General features: G+C 58.3%; 14 protein-coding genes. All 14 read left to right on the forward strand.

The features are described from left to right. Nucleotides 1-129 precede the first annotated feature (129 nt). The 14 genes from BOA8489_RS09810 (at nucleotide 130) to BOA8489_RS09875 (ending at nucleotide 13,051) form a co-directional block, all read left to right on the forward strand. The gene (locus tag BOA8489_RS09810) at nucleotides 130-321 is read left to right on the forward strand and encodes a hypothetical protein (RefSeq protein ID WP_093974009.1); all 192 of its coding nucleotides are present in this window, start codon (nucleotides 130-132) and stop codon (nucleotides 319-321) included. A 24-nt stretch (nucleotides 322-345) separates the two neighbouring features. Next, complete coding sequence (locus BOA8489_RS09815; RefSeq protein WP_093973853.1) at nucleotides 346-1,497, forward strand: TRAP transporter substrate-binding protein; 1,152 nt, start codon at nucleotides 346-348, stop codon at nucleotides 1,495-1,497. 115 nt (nucleotides 1,498-1,612) lie between these two features. Continuing rightward, a complete protein-coding gene (locus BOA8489_RS09820; RefSeq protein WP_093973854.1) occupies nucleotides 1,613-2,128 on the forward strand; it encodes a TRAP transporter small permease in 516 nt (171 codons plus the stop codon). A gap of 12 nt (nucleotides 2,129-2,140) precedes the next feature. Then, nucleotides 2,141-3,469 (forward strand): TRAP transporter large permease, encoded by a 1,329-nt coding sequence (locus BOA8489_RS09825; RefSeq protein WP_093973855.1) that lies wholly within the window; start codon nucleotides 2,141-2,143, stop codon nucleotides 3,467-3,469. 10 nt (nucleotides 3,470-3,479) lie between these two features. Then, nucleotides 3,480-4,787, forward strand: a complete 1,308-nt coding sequence (gene hisD, locus BOA8489_RS09830; RefSeq protein WP_093973856.1) for a histidinol dehydrogenase — start codon at nucleotides 3,480-3,482, stop codon at nucleotides 4,785-4,787. A gap of 4 nt (nucleotides 4,788-4,791) precedes the next feature. Further along, nucleotides 4,792-5,550 (forward strand): SDR family NAD(P)-dependent oxidoreductase, encoded by a 759-nt coding sequence (locus tag BOA8489_RS09835; protein WP_093973857.1) that lies wholly within the window; start codon nucleotides 4,792-4,794, stop codon nucleotides 5,548-5,550. Further along, nucleotides 5,547-6,527, forward strand: coding sequence for a zinc-dependent alcohol dehydrogenase (locus BOA8489_RS09840; protein WP_093973858.1), 981 nt, complete (start codon nucleotides 5,547-5,549; stop codon nucleotides 6,525-6,527). The genes BOA8489_RS09835 and BOA8489_RS09840 overlap by 4 nt, the downstream gene beginning before the upstream one ends. A 21-nt stretch (nucleotides 6,528-6,548) precedes the next feature. Continuing rightward, nucleotides 6,549-6,839, forward strand: a complete 291-nt coding sequence (locus BOA8489_RS09845) for a UxaA family hydrolase (RefSeq protein WP_093973859.1) — start codon at nucleotides 6,549-6,551, stop codon at nucleotides 6,837-6,839. Nucleotides 6,840-6,851: 12 nt separating this feature from the next. Then, nucleotides 6,852-8,033 carry a UxaA family hydrolase gene (locus BOA8489_RS09850; RefSeq protein ID WP_093973860.1) on the forward strand — a complete coding sequence of 394 codons (1,182 nt, stop codon included), beginning with the start codon at nucleotides 6,852-6,854 and terminating at the stop codon, nucleotides 8,031-8,033. 57 nt (nucleotides 8,034-8,090) lie between these two features. Further along, nucleotides 8,091-9,107, forward strand: a complete 1,017-nt coding sequence (locus tag BOA8489_RS09855; RefSeq protein ID WP_093973861.1) for an Ldh family oxidoreductase — start codon at nucleotides 8,091-8,093, stop codon at nucleotides 9,105-9,107. A 48-nt stretch (nucleotides 9,108-9,155) separates the two neighbouring features. Beyond that, the gene (locus BOA8489_RS09860; RefSeq protein WP_093974010.1) at nucleotides 9,156-9,563 is read left to right on the forward strand and encodes a universal stress protein; all 408 of its coding nucleotides are present in this window, start codon (nucleotides 9,156-9,158) and stop codon (nucleotides 9,561-9,563) included. Nucleotides 9,564-9,590: 27 nt separating this feature from the next. Next, complete coding sequence (locus BOA8489_RS09865; protein WP_245813767.1) at nucleotides 9,591-10,529, forward strand: LysR family transcriptional regulator; 939 nt, start codon at nucleotides 9,591-9,593, stop codon at nucleotides 10,527-10,529. Nucleotides 10,530-10,619: 90 nt separating this feature from the next. After that, the gene (locus BOA8489_RS09870) at nucleotides 10,620-12,071 is read left to right on the forward strand and encodes an aldehyde dehydrogenase family protein (protein ID WP_093973862.1); all 1,452 of its coding nucleotides are present in this window, start codon (nucleotides 10,620-10,622) and stop codon (nucleotides 12,069-12,071) included. Beyond that, nucleotides 12,068-13,051, forward strand: a complete 984-nt coding sequence (locus BOA8489_RS09875) for a membrane dipeptidase (protein ID WP_093973863.1) — start codon at nucleotides 12,068-12,070, stop codon at nucleotides 13,049-13,051. The genes BOA8489_RS09870 and BOA8489_RS09875 overlap by 4 nt, the downstream gene beginning before the upstream one ends. Nucleotides 13,052-13,125 lie beyond the last annotated feature (74 nt).

Below are 13,125 nucleotides of genomic sequence, written 5' to 3' on the forward strand. Positions count from 1 at the left end.
TTGCTAATATGAGCTGAGGATAGCCGCAAAGTTAACGCTAACCAAGCGATCTAAATGCTTGCTTATGAAAATGTAAGCGCTTACATTAAGGCGAATCGTCAGCAAATGACGACGTTGGGAGGGACTACAATGGCACTGATCATCGCCGCACTTCTCGTATTAGTATTTGCCGCAAATGTTGTGATCGGCTCTGTTGCCGGCGCGCCCATCCTTGGGAACGTCGAAGAGATGCTCTTGTTGTTTGGAGCCTCGATTTCATTCGTCACTTCGGTTTTGAAGAAAGAAGCCGAACGGGACGCCGCTAAAGAAAACCAAGACTGATCAATATCCTAGGGAGGACTATACATGAATACCAAAACGAAACAGGAGCTGGCCTCAGCGTCGCGCCGCAACTTTCTGAAACTGGCAGGCACAGGTAGCTTTACCGCAGCCATGGTCGTGGGCGCGGGCGGAATGCTCTGGTCTGACGCCGCTGTTGCACAGACAGCCAACGAAGAGCGCGAGCGCGAAGCCGCAGCCGAGCACACCATGACATTGGCGACTGCCTATGTGCTGGGTGCATCGCGCAGCTATCCGATCATGCAGCTTGACCTCAAAGAGAACATCCAGAACGCAACCAACGGCAAAGTCTATGTCAAACTGGCCCCTGGTGGACAGCTTGGTGCAGGCGGAGCATTGGTTCAGGCAGTTCAGGGCGGCACAATTCAGTGTGCGCAGCACTCGCTTTCGAACTTCGCTCCATTCGCTCCGGCGGCTGACCTTATCAACATGCCTTACTTCTGCGGCTCCAACCAGCGTTTCACAAACCTTGTGACGTCGGATACCTGGAAGAACCGAGTGCATCCGAAAGTGGAAGCATCGGGCTTCAAGCCGCTGTTCTACATCAACATCGACCCTCGCGTCGTTGCTGTTCGCAAGGGCGGCGCTGGCGCTGTCATTCTGCCGGGCGATCTGGCTGGTGTTAAGTTCCGGGTTCCGGGTTCTGCGATGCTTCAGCAGTATTACCGCATGGTCGGCGCGAACCCGACACCGGTTGCTTGGGGAGAGACACCTTCGGCGATCAAGCAAGGCGTTGCAGACGCTCTTGATCCATCCGTGGGCGCGCTTTACGTGTTTGGCTTCGCTGAAATCCTCAGCCACGTGACCTTCACGCAAGCGGTTCCGGACAGCCAAGTCTATTCGATGAACCTTGAGTGGTTCAACGGCTTGCCATCCGATGTACAGGACGGCGTTGAATGGGCCGGCGAAATGACGGCGCACCAGAACCTGGCAAAAGTGCCATCGGCACGCGCTTATGCGATGGCCGAACTGGTCAAGGCCGGCGTTGAATTCCACTCGCTGAACGAAGATCAGTTGGCCGAGTGGAAAGAAGCCGGTGGCTTCCAGCGCAGCGAATGGGACGAGTTCAAGGTCGAGCTGGCCGGTTCGATGGACGAGTTCGCAAGCCTCGAAGAAGCCGCAGGCACGCAGGGCAAGTACTACGTGCACGACGCTTAAGACCAAAAGGGGCGGCGCCGGAACGGCGCCGCCCCGAACCCTTCAAGATCTACCCTGAACCCAAGCGAGAGACGTGAGTGGTGCGGCATGGTCCGTATCCATACGGGAGGACTCTATGCCTGATATCATTAAAAGCCTGGACAAAAACCTGGAGCGCTGGGCGCTTCTGGTGTTCTACGTCATGCTGGTTGCGACGATGTTCATCGAAGTGATCCGGCGCGAAGTGTTTTCGTATTCGTCGATCTGGGGCGAGGAAATCGTCCGCTATTCGTTTATTTATCTAGCCTGGATCGGGGCCGCTGCGGCGGTCAAGGAGCGCGGTCACATCCGCATCGATGTGATCATGGAATATCTGAACCCGCGACTGAAAGCGTTGCTGTACATGTTCGGTGACATCGTCATGGCGGTGGTCGCGCTCATCGCGCTTTACTGGTCGTACGAGGCGGTACACGTGAGCTGGAAATTCGGCTCGGTGACGCATGGTCTTCGGGTGAGCCAAGTCTGGTTCTTGTCGGCGGTCCCCCTTGGCTTTGCCTTGGTGATGGTCCGTCTCGTCCAGTCTTTTTTACGTGATATCAATGACTTTCGTGCCGGTCGCCCGGTTTACGAAGGCGACAAACTGTTCGACTAAGGGGGGCGCGAGATGCTTTGGAATCAACTTGAACAAACCGTCGAGCTTGGCTGGGACTTCTATGGCCCGGTTCTCCTCTTCGTTCTTCTGGTGGCTTTGGCCGTGCCTGTCTGGGCTGCGATCGGTGCCTCTGCAATCCTGATGCTGATGTGGTCAGGGGCGCTGCCTCTGTCGCTGGTGGGCGAGAGCCTGTTTCACGGCATCGACCACTTCGCGCTGACCGCGGTACCGTTGTTCATCCTGACGGGTGACGTGCTGGTGCGCACCGGCCTCAGCCGAAAATTCCTCGATGTCGCCGAGGCGCTGACTCAGTTTGCCAAGGGCGGGTTCGGCTCGGCCACGGTTCTGGTCTGCGGCATGTTCGCGGCGATCTCGGGCTCGGACGCGGCGGGTGCTGCGGCTGTGGGTCGGATGACCATCGACCGTCTGGTCGAAAGCGGTTACCCGCGCCCCTATGCCTGTGCGCTGGTCGCGGCGGGTGCCTGTACGGGCATCCTTATTCCGCCGTCGATTGCTTATATCATCATCGGTCTGGTGCTGGGTATATCGGCCTCCACGCTGTTCCTTGCAGCCGTTATCCCCGGTCTGGCGATCCTGGTGTCGATTCTTGCCACCAACATCATCATGAACCGTCTGAACGGCTGGGAAGGCGGCGGCAACATGTCGGCGGGTGAGTACTTCTCCCGTCTCGGCAAGGCGCTGAAGTCCGGCTGGTACGCGTTCATCGTGCCGGGCATCATTTTCTACGGTATCTTCTCGGGTCGTCTGACCCCAACGGAAGCTGGCGCAACTGCGGTTGTCGTGACGATTTTCATGGGCTTCTTCTTGAAGACCCTGAAGCTCTCCGACTTCCCGGCTATGCTGGTCAGTTCGGCCAAGGTGAACGGTGTCATTCTCCCAATCATCGCCTTCTCTTTGCCGCTGGCGCAGGCGCTGGCAATCATGGGTGTGCCACAGGGCTTTGTGGCGGCCGCGACAGGCGTGTCGGACGAGCCATGGGTTTTGATCCTGATGATGGTAGGTATCCTGATTGCAGCGGGCTGCGTCATGGAAACGACGCCCAATATCGTGATCCTGGCACCGATCCTGAAGCCTTTGGCGGACAACATCGGGATGAACGAAATTCAGTTCTGTATCATGATGATCACGGCGCTGGGTGTGGGCTTCATCACGCCGCCGCTTGGACTGAACCTTTTCGTGGTATCTGGCATTACCGGTGAGTCAATTCTGAAGATAGCCTACCGCGCCGTGCCTTTCGTACTTTTCATGCTGATCGTGACTCTGATGATTGCCTACATCCCGGGTATTTCGACAGCGTTCCTTCCGGATATCTATAAATAGGATCTGACCAATGGCCTTAGAGTATCTCAAGAAAGCGACCCTGACCTCGACCAGTGACGCAAGCAACGTTCATGATCTGGTTGTGGGTATCCTGAACGATATCGAAGCGGGCGGCGACTCCAAGGCGCTGGAGTATGCGGCGAAGTTCGACAAGTACGAGGGCAGCGTCATGCTGTCGCCCGAGGAAATCGAAGCAGCCTGCGCACTGGTGCCAGCGAAACTGAAGCGCGACATCGACTTTGCCCATGCCAACGTGAAGAAATTCGCCGAAGCGCAGAAGGCGACGTTGACGGACATCGAAGTCGAGATCGTACCGGGCCTTTTGGCCGGTCAAAAGACGATCCCTGTGGACGCGGCCGGGTGTTATGTGCCTGGTGGTCGCTACAGCCACATCGCGTCCGCCGTGATGACCGTGACCACGGCGAAGGTCGCCGGTTGCAGCCATATCGTCGCCTGTTCACCACCGCGCCCCGGCGTCGGAGTTGCTCCGGCGATTGTCTATGCAGCGCACGTTTGCGGCGCGGACAAGATCATGGCGATGGGCGGTGTTCAGGGTGTTGCGGCGATGACCTTTGGTCTGTTCGGTCTGCCGAAAGCGAATATCCTTGTGGGCCCGGGCAATCAGTTCGTGGCCGAAGCCAAGCGTATTCTGTTTGGCCGCGTCGGGATCGACATGTTCGCAGGTCCGACCGACAGTCTGGTTCTGGCCGACAAGACGGCAGATCCGTTCATTGTGGCCACCGACCTCGTTAGCCAGGCAGAGCACGGGTATAACTCGCCCGTCTGGCTGGTGACCGATGACCGTGCACTGGCCGAGAAGGTCATGGAACTGGTGCCCGAACTGATCGCTGATCTGCCCAAGCTGAACAGCGAAAACGCGGCTGCGGCATGGCGCGATTATGCGGAAGTAATCCTTTGTGCGGATCGTGAAGAAATGGCGAAAACGTCCGATGATTACGCGCCCGAGCACCTGACGGTGCAGGCCGAGGATCTGGACTGGTGGCTTGAGAACCTGAATTGCTACGGCTCGTTGTTCCTTGGTGAGGAAACAACCGTGTCCTATGGCGACAAGGCGTCGGGCACGAACCACGTTCTGCCGACCAGCCGTGCGGCGACCTATACGGGTGGTCTTTCAGTCCACAAGTACATGAAGATCGTCACCTGGCAGCGTGCCACGCGGGAAGGGGCGAAAGATGTCGCCATCGCAACCGCGCGGATTTCGCGTCTTGAAGGGATGGAAGGTCACGCGCGCGCCGCTGATGTGCGTCTGGCGAAATACTTCCCCGACGAAACCTTCGATCTGACCGCAAGCGAATAACCAGATGAACGCCGCCGATCATCCTGATCTTTCGGGCCACGTTGCCCTGGTGACCGGAGCCAGCTCTGGCCTTGGTCGGCGTGCTGCACTGGTTTTATCAATGGCAGGGGCGTCTGTGGTCGCCCTTGCACGTCGCGAGGACGCCTTGGCGTCGCTGGTCAACGAAGCGCCAGGGCCGGTTGTAGCGTTGCCTGCGGATCTGGCTGACCGGAATGCTCTTGCCGATATCGCAAAACGGGCCGCCGAACCTTTTGGTGCGCCTGACATTGTCGTCCATGCGGCGGGGATCAACACCCGCGAAGTGGCTGACGACGTGACGCCAGAAGGTTGGGACGTGACGATCAACCTCAATCTGGCTGCACCGTTTTTTCTGTCGCAACACCTTGTTGGTGGCATGAAGGAAAAGGGCTGGGGGAGAATCGTGAATTTCGCCTCGCTTCAGAGCTATCGCGCGTTTCCGGGCGGTCTTTCGTATGGTGCGTCCAAGGGCGGTGTCGCGCAACTGACGCGCGCCATGGCTGAGGCCTGGTCAAAACATGGCATATGCGCAAACGCGATTGGCCCCGGTTTCTTTCGCACCGAACTAACGGCCGCGGTCTTCAATGACCCGGCCCGCGCTGCGCGTAACGCGGCCCAGACCTGTATCGGTCGCAACGGTGAGGTCGAGGACATGGACGGGCCGCTGCTGTTCCTTTGTTCAGACGCATGTGCTTATGTGACAGGTCAAGTCCTGATGGTTGACGGGGGGTTCACCGCAAAATGAAGGCTTTGGTTTATACCGGCGTCGAGACGCTTGAATTCCGCGATGTGGCTGACCCCGTTGCCGCGCCCGATACCCATTTGATCCGCATCGACAGCGTAGGGATTTGCGGGTCGGACATGCACGCATACCTCGGCCATGATGATCGTCGTCCGGCGCCGCTGATCCTTGGTCACGAAGGGGCAGGGACGATTGTCGGTGGTGCCATGGATGGAGCCCGCGTGACGATCAATCCGCTCGTCACTTGTGGCACCTGTCCGGCCTGTAAGGCCGGGCGTGACAATCTGTGTCCAACGCGCCAGATCATTTCGATGCCGCCGCGCGAGGGGGCGTTTGCTCAGTTCGTCACGATGCCCGAGAAAAATCTGGTGGTGATGCCGGATGGTGTTTCGTTCGAAAAAGCCGCGCTGGCCGAACCGATCGCTTGCGGCTGGCACGCGGTGCGGCTTGGCAAGGGGATCATCGGCGGCGCGGCTGACACGGCGCTTGTGATTGGCGGCGGCGCGATTGGGGTTGGAGCTGCTTTGAGCCTGAAGGCGCAGGGTATCGGCAATGTGACCTTGAGCGAGCCGAACGAAATTCGCCGCAATTACCTTGAGCAAACCGTTGATTTCAAGATTATTTCGCCCGATCAGCTTGGCTCGGAGATGTTCGATATGGTCATCGATGGTGTCGGTTTCGACTCCACACGTGCAACTGCATCGGCCCATGCTCGCCCCGGTGGCGTCATTCTGCACATCGGTCTTGGGGGCGGGTCCGCCGGGCTTGATATCCGCCGGATGACACTGCAGGAGATCACCTTCACCGGAACCTATACCTATACTGCGCAGGACTTCCGTGACACCGCGGCCGCGATTTTCGCGGGCCACCTTGGTTCGCTGGACTGGACTGAACAGAGACCACTTGCCGACGGGGCAGCCGCTTTCGCCGACATCCGCTCGGGAGCCACCGCGGCCCCCAAAATCATTCTGAAACCCTGAAAGAAACGCTAGGAGACTGAAATGTCCGAAATCCCGCACCTTCTTGTCCACGAAGAAGCCGACAATGTCGGCGTGGTCGTTGTTGAGGGTCTGAAGGCCGGCACAGACATGCTGTGCTGCATCACTCACGACAACTCGACCTTCCGCCTGACGTCCAAGGCCGATGTGCCGATTGGGCACAAGGTCGCCCTGAAGGACCTCAAAGCGGGCGATACCGCGATGAAGTACGGCGAAGATATCGGCAAGATCATCGCCGATATCGGTAAGGGTGAGCACGTTCACACCCACAATTGCAAAACGAAACGCTGGTAAGGAACTCAGACAATGGCTTCTAAATATTCCAACATCACGGTCCAGGGCTACCGGCGCGAAAACGGCCGGGTTGGCGTGCGTAACCACGTCATCATTCTGCCTGTGGACGATATCTCGAATGCCGCTTGTGAAGCGGTCGCAAACAACGTCAAAGGCACGATGGCTATCCCACACGCCTATGGCCGCCTGCAGTTCGGTGAAGACCTCGAAGTGCACTTCCGCACGATTATCGGCACCGGCGCAAATGCCAACGTGGCGGCAGTTGTTGTCATCGGCATCGAGCCAGGCTGGACCAAGCGCATTGCCGACGGCATCCGCGCGACCGGCAAGCCAGTAGCCGAGTTCTCGATCGAACAGAAGGGCGACTTCGAGACGATCCGCGCAGCCTCATGGGCCGCGAAAGAGTTCGTTCACCATGCATCGGAAATCCAGCGCGAAGAGTGCTCGATCAACGAACTTTGGGTTTCGACCAAATGCGGCGAGAGCGACACGACAACAGGTCTCGGCTCGTGCCCGACCGTCGGCAACATGTACGACAAGCTGCTGCCGGAAGGCATTACGGGCTTCTTCGGTGAGACATCCGAGATCACTGGTGCCGAGCACATCTGTCAAAAGCGCGCGATCAACGAGGAAGTCGGAGAGCGCTGGTACAAAATGTGGAAGGCCTACTCCGAGGATGTGATTTTCGCGCACCAGACGGATGACCTCTCCGACAGCCAGCCGACAAAGGGCAACATCGAAGGCGGTCTGACGACCATCGAAGAGAAAGCTCTGGGCAACCTCGAAAAGATCGGCCGCACGTCGAAGTTCATCGACATCCTCGGGCCGGCAGAAGCGCCACAGTCGGGCGCGGGTCTTTACTTCATGGACTCGTCTTCGGCGGCTGCGGAATGTGTGACGCTTATGGCTGCCGGTGGCGCCGTAATTCACACCTTCCCGACAGGTCAGGGCAACGTTGTCGGCAACCCGATCGTGCCGGTCATCAAGATCACAGCGAACCCGCGGACCGTGCGGACCATGTCCGAGCACGTGGACGTGGACGTCTCGGGCATCCTGCGTCGCGAACAGACGATCGACGAAGCGGGCGATGCGCTGATCGAAATGATCCGCCGCACCGCGAACGGTCGTTTCACGGCAGCCGAAGCCCTTGGTCACCGCGAATTCTCGATGACCAAACTTTATCGCAGCGCCTAAGCGGTGTGTGTGCGGCCCGGTGTTATCGGGCCGCACTTATTAGCCAAGGTAACCAAGATGAGCGACACAGCCCGGATCAGCATTGCTGATGCGACAGACCTGATTTCCGACGCGCTTATGGCGTGTGGGGCAACCCAAGCACAGGCAAGACCCACAGCAATTGCTCTGGTGTCGGCCGAGGCCGAGGGGCAGATCGGGCACGGGTTTTCGCGCGTGGAGGATTACGCGGCGCAGGTTCGGTCGGGAAAGATCAATCGCGAAGCCGAGATTACGGTTAACGCTCTGCGCCCGGCGTCAATGTTGATTAACGCCGACTGTGGTTTTGCCTATCCCGCGATTGATCGCGCGATTTCGGAACTGGTGCCGGTGGCCAAGGAAATGGGCATCGCCATTGCCGCCGTTGGCAATTCGCATCATTGCGGGGCGCTGTCGTTGCAGGTGGAAAAGCTTGCAAACGCTGGACTTATTGGCCTGATGTTCACGAATGCGCCCAAGGCGATTGCACCTTGGGGATCGCACCAGCCTCTGTTCGGCACGAACCCTATCGCCTTCGGTGTCCCGCGCGCAAAGGTTAATCCGCTGGTCATAGACCTATCATTGTCCAAGGTGGCGCGTGGCAAGGTGATGAACGCCAAAAAGCAGGGCAAAGCCATCCCCGAAGGCTGGGCTTTGGACGCCGCGGGCAATCCGACGACCGATGCCGACGCCGCACTTGCGGGAACCATGCTGCCGATTGGCGATGCCAAGGGCGCGGCGCTGGCGTTGATGGTTGAAATCCTTGCCGCACCGCTGACCGGCAGCGCCTTCAGCTTTGAAGCCGGATCGTTTTTTACCGCCGATGGTGTGCGCCCGCGCGTCGGTCAGACCCTGATCGCCATTCGACCGAATTCGGATGGCACTGGCTTTGCGGACCGCCTTGAAGAACTGCTGACCGCCATCACCGACCTTGAGGGCGCGCGACTTCCAGGCACCCGTCGACTTGCCGCAATTCAGGCGTCAAAGGCCGATGGATTGCTGGTTTCCGCGCGATACCTTGATGCCGCGCGCGCGTTGGCATCCGGTTCGAAATCATAGACTTAACCCCGAGTGCGGCCCGCACCCGGCACCAAGGAGACAAACGTCATGCACAAGAAAATCCTAATTCCGGTCGCTTTGGATCACGCCCCTTTGGTCGCTCGCAAGATCGAAGCGGCGCGCCATATGCTTGCGCCGGGTGGAACGATTACCCTGTTGACCGTGCTTGAGCAAATTGGTGGTTTCGTGGCGGAATTCGTCACTGTGAAACCCGAAAACCACCTCAGCGCAAAGGTGCTAGAAAAGCTGAATGAGGCCGCAGCCGGTGCGCCGGATATCGACTGCAAGGTGATCTCGGGCAAACCCGGTGTGCAAATCACGAAATTCGCCAAGGACGCGGGTGTTGATCTGATCATCGTCGGGTCTCACAGCCCGGGTCAAGAGGATTATCACCTTGGGTCCACGGCGTCACGCGTGGTGCGTCGTGCCCATTGCGCGGTCTACGTTCTGAGGTAACGGCGCTACAGGCATGCTGAAATTTTCTTGGAAAATTTCGCGATTTCTGAAATTGTTCCGGTCATGTCGATCAAGATAGAAATGCTGCGCTGCTTCGTCACCGTGGTGGCGCAAGGATCATTGGCCGAGGCCGCCAACGCACTGGGACGCACGGCGTCCGCCGTTTCGATGATGTTGAAACAGCTTGAAGACCACATCGGAGCACCCCTTTTCGAGACGGCGCGAAAGTCCCGGCTGACGCCCTTGGGGCGGCAGGTTCTTGATGAAGCGCGCCGCGAAATCGAGCACTTCGACCGCACGGTCGCTGCAATCGATGGGTTGGCGAAGGCCGAGCGGGGCCAGGTCCGTCTTGCCGTGACCCCATCGATTGCCCAGTCCATTTTGCCGCCGATCCTGCGCCGGTACGTGCAGGCGCATCCGGATGTTCGTATCGATATCCGGGACGCGGATTCAGCCCAGATCGAGCAGGACATCCGTTCGGAAGCCGCGGACATCGGCATCAGCAGTCTGGGTCCCGTCGAGGGGTATGAGTGTACCAAGCTGTTCTCGGACCGGTTCGGAGTTATCTGTCGGGGCGACCATCGGCTGGCAAGGGATTGGGACCGGCTGACCTGGGCGGACCTGGAGGGAGAAACCTTCATTGCCAATGGGTTGTGCAGCCAAATCAAGGACGAAAGGTTCCGTCCCGTTCTGGCGCGATCGCGTCTGATGGTGCGCAATACAACTTCGCTTTTGGGTCTGGTGCGTGCCGGCGTTGGCGTAACTGTGGTGCCGCGTCTGGTCGTCGAAGGCGTGCTTGGCGACCTCGTTTTCTTGCCATTGCAAGACACATCCGCAAAGCGAGATGTCTGGATGATCACCCAGCCTCGCCATCTTCTGGGACCGGCGGCAGGGGCAATGGTTGCAGAAATTCAAGCGACAGAATTCCCCAAGAGCCCGCCTCAAACTTCATCTTGGCTGAAGTAAATTCAATTCTTTTGCGTTTGATTGAAGTCTGCGTTTGTGGCTTTGTAGGCCGCGACAGCTCAAATTTCTGAAATACAAAGGCGCTTCTCAATGGCGGAACTTCATAAGAACTACATCGCAGGGGCCTGGGTCAGCGGGACGTCCGAGATCGAAAACCGCAATCCCTCCGATATCACGGACCTGGTCGGGATGTACGCGCAGGCGTCAGCGTCGCAACTTGACGACGCGCTGGAGGCCGCAGGCCGTGCGCAGGTCGAGTGGGCCGCTTATGGGCTGGAGCGCAAACAAGCTGTCTTGATGAATATCGGAACCGAACTGATGTCGCGGGCCGAGGAACTGGGAACATTGCTCAGCCGCGAAGAAGGAAAACCGCTGGCCGAGGGCAAGGGCGAAGTCTATCGCGCCGGACAGTTCTTTACCTACTACGCCGCCGAAGTTCTACGTCAGCTTGGCGAGAATGCCGATTCCGTTCGCCCTGGAATTGAAGTCGATGTGCGGCGCGAACCCGTCGGCGTCGTCGCGATCATCAGTCCCTGGAATTTCCCGACCGCAACAGCAAGCTGGAAGATCGCGCCTGCACTTTGCTATGGAAACGCGGTGATCTGGAAGCCCGCAAATGCCACGCCGGCGTCGGCTGTGGCGTTAACCGAGATTATCAGCCGACAAGACATTCCGGCCGGGCTTTTCAACCTTGTGATGGGCGCGGGCCGCGATGTGGGACAGCGGCTTGTCGAAAGTCCGAAAGTGAATGCAATTTCTTTCACGGGGTCCGTTCCGGTCGGCAAGGGCATTGCTTCAGCGGCGATCCAGAACCTTACGAAAGTCCAGATGGAGATGGGCTCCAAGAACGCCTTGGCCGTGATGGACGACGCGGACCTCGACCTCGCCGTGTCGCTCGCTCTGGGAGGGGCATTTGGGGGATCGGGCCAAAAGTGCACCGCGTCATCGCGTCTGGTTGTTCATAAAGGTTTACACGATGCCTTCGTGGACAGGCTTTTGGCTGCAACAAGGGCCATGAAGGTCGGGCACGCGCTTGCGCCGGAAACACAGATGGGGCCGGTCGTGTCCGCTGAACAGTTGTCGGAAAATCTGGCTTATGTGGATGTAGCGGCATCTGAGGGAGCCGAGCTTGGCTGCGGCGGTACGCGGCTGACAATGGAGACGGACGGCTACTATATGGCGCCGGGCGTGTTGCTTGGAACCCGCAATGACATGCGGATCAATCGGGAAGAAATGTTCGCGCCGCTGACGTCGGTGATCCGGGTCGACAGCTATGACGAGGCGCTTGCCGTCGTGAATGACACATCCTTCGGGTTGACCTCTGGTATCGTTACGAAGAGCCTCGCGCGGGCGACGCATTTCCGACGAAATGCTCGTACAGGGGTGGTGACTGTAAACCTTCCGACGGCTGGAACGGACTATCATGTGCCGTTTGGCGGGCGCGGCGACAGCTCGTACGGGCCGCGCGAGCAGGGGCGGTCTGCGGCCGAGTTTTACACGACGGTAAAGACCGCCTACATCGCGGCCGGGACGCCCGAATGAGCTATCGAATTGACTGCCTTCAATATGCCAACTGGTCCGAAAAGATCTTTCGCCAGATGCGCGAAGGCGGCGTCGATGCCGTGCATGTCACGGTCGCCTACCACGAGACATTTCGCGAAACCGTGCTCAATCTTGAAGCGTGGAACAGGTGGTTCGAACTCTATCCTGACCTGATCGTCAAGGGACAGTTGGCTTCGGACATCGATGTGGCGAAGGACAAAGGCAAAACAGCGGTTTTCTTTGGATTTCAGAATCCTAGCCCGATTGAGGATGATATTGGACTGGTCGAAATTCTTCATACGCTTGGCGCGCGGTTCATGCAGTTGAGCTATAACAATCAGTCGCTTTTGGCGACGGGTTGCTATGAGGCCGAAGACCCGGGCCTGACGCGAATGGGGCGGCAGGTGATCCGGGAAATGAACCGTGTCGGGCTTGTGATCGACATGAGCCATTCCGCCGATCGATCCACGATCGAGGCTGCGGATCTGTCGCAACGACCGATCACGATCACCCATGCCAACCCGCATTGCTGGCAGCCCGCGTTGCGCAACAAGCGCGACGAAGTGATCAGAGCGGTTACCCAAAACGGCGGCATAATGGGGTTCTCGCTTTATCCGCATCATCTCATGAACAAGTCGGATTGCACCCTTGAGAGTTTTTGCGACATGATCGCCGATACAGTCGCAAAATTCGGAGTTGAACACTTCGGAATTGGCTCTGATCTTTGCCAGGATCAGCCAGACAGCATTGTCGAATGGATGCGCGTCGGGCGATGGTCAAAAGATATCGATTATGGCGAGGGATCAGCCAATGCGCCCGGTTTCCCTGCGATGCCGGACTGGTTTCGTGACAACCGGGACTTTGGAAATATTGAAACCGGACTTCGCGCAAAGGGGTTTTCCGATGCCGAAATCGCCGGATTGCTGGGCGACAATTGGTATCGTTTCTTTCAAAGCAACTTCACGCCACAGACCGCTTGACGGTAGGCTTGGCGGGATCGGCAGAGGGCGAATGAGTTGGAAGAACTGCAATTAAGAAAGGTTAACACTCGCGA

It is taken from the genome of Boseongicola aestuarii (assembly GCF_900184815.1).
GTDB classification, from domain to species: Bacteria; Pseudomonadota; Alphaproteobacteria; order Rhodobacterales; family Rhodobacteraceae; genus Boseongicola; species Boseongicola aestuarii.

Bases quoted from the DNA above. Each gene is read 5' to 3' on its own strand.
- BOA8489_RS09810 (WP_093974009.1), top strand. From the start codon at position 130: ATGGCACTGATCATCGCCGCACTTCTCGTATTAGTATTTGCCGCAAAT.
- BOA8489_RS09815 (WP_093973853.1), top strand. From the start codon at position 346: ATGAATACCAAAACGAAACAGGAGCTGGCCTCAGCGTCGCGCCGCAAC.
- BOA8489_RS09820 (WP_093973854.1), top strand. From the start codon at position 1,613: ATGCCTGATATCATTAAAAGCCTGGACAAAAACCTGGAGCGCTGGGCG.
- BOA8489_RS09825 (WP_093973855.1), top strand. From the start codon at position 2,141: ATGCTTTGGAATCAACTTGAACAAACCGTCGAGCTTGGCTGGGACTTC.
- hisD (WP_093973856.1), top strand. From the start codon at position 3,480: ATGGCCTTAGAGTATCTCAAGAAAGCGACCCTGACCTCGACCAGTGAC.
- BOA8489_RS09835 (WP_093973857.1), top strand. From the start codon at position 4,792: ATGAACGCCGCCGATCATCCTGATCTTTCGGGCCACGTTGCCCTGGTG.
- BOA8489_RS09840 (WP_093973858.1), top strand. From the start codon at position 5,547: ATGAAGGCTTTGGTTTATACCGGCGTCGAGACGCTTGAATTCCGCGAT.
- BOA8489_RS09845 (WP_093973859.1), top strand. From the start codon at position 6,549: ATGTCCGAAATCCCGCACCTTCTTGTCCACGAAGAAGCCGACAATGTC.
- BOA8489_RS09850 (WP_093973860.1), top strand. From the start codon at position 6,852: ATGGCTTCTAAATATTCCAACATCACGGTCCAGGGCTACCGGCGCGAA.
- BOA8489_RS09855 (WP_093973861.1), top strand. From the start codon at position 8,091: ATGAGCGACACAGCCCGGATCAGCATTGCTGATGCGACAGACCTGATT.
- BOA8489_RS09860 (WP_093974010.1), top strand. From the start codon at position 9,156: ATGCACAAGAAAATCCTAATTCCGGTCGCTTTGGATCACGCCCCTTTG.
- BOA8489_RS09870 (WP_093973862.1), top strand. From the start codon at position 10,620: ATGGCGGAACTTCATAAGAACTACATCGCAGGGGCCTGGGTCAGCGGG.
- BOA8489_RS09875 (WP_093973863.1), top strand. From the start codon at position 12,068: ATGAGCTATCGAATTGACTGCCTTCAATATGCCAACTGGTCCGAAAAG.